1 protein-coding gene is annotated in these 675 nt (G+C 70.2%); it reads right to left on the reverse strand.

The window, feature by feature from the left end:
• Nucleotides 1-71: 71 nt before the first annotated feature.
• The coding region (locus VB775_RS26285) for a fumarylacetoacetate hydrolase family protein (RefSeq protein WP_323217189.1) at nucleotides 72-675 on the reverse strand (604 nt) is incomplete at its 5' end.

Consider the following 675-nt stretch of genomic DNA (forward strand, 5'->3'; position numbering starts at 1 on the left):
AGTGCGTGTGGGCGTGCATGGCCGCGATTGTAGACGCCCCCTCGATCCGGCCCGCGAACGCGGGCGCCGGTTCACTCAGCCCTGACGGCGTTCACGAGCGTGCCCAGGTCGACGGAATCACCGGTGATCGAGACGCGGACCTCGTCGCCCGGCCTCAGGAACCGGGGCGGGTTCCGCCCGGCGCCCACGCCCGAGGGCGTGCCCGTCAGGATCACGGTGCCGGGAAGCAGCGTCGTCCCCCGCGAGAGTTCCGCGATGAGCGTCGCGACCGGGAACAGCATGTCCGCCGTGCTGCCGTCCTGCATCACCTCGCCCGAAACCATCGTCGTGAGGCGCAGCGCCTGGGGGTCGGGAACCTCGCCCGCGGGCGTGATCGTCGGCCCAAGGGGGCAGAACGAATCGAACGACTTGCCCCGGCTGAACTGCCCGCCCGCGCCCTCTTTCTGCCACCACCGCGCGGAGACATCGTTCGCGCAGCAGTACCCGAGCACGACATCCATCGCGCGTTCGATGGGCACATCGCGCGCCGGCTCGCCGATCACCACCGCGAGTTCGCCCTCGAAGTCCACTTGGCCGCTCGCGCTCATGGCGCCGCCCGTCGCGGAATCTTCACACGCGGCGGGGATGACGATCGGCCTGCCGCTCATCGTCAGCGAGCCGGGATACTTCAGGAAG

Origin of the sequence: Pseudanabaena sp. CCNP1317, from assembly GCF_034931345.1 — a bacterium.
GTDB lineage: Bacteria > Cyanobacteriota > Cyanobacteriia > Pseudanabaenales > Pseudanabaenaceae > Pseudanabaena > Pseudanabaena galeata.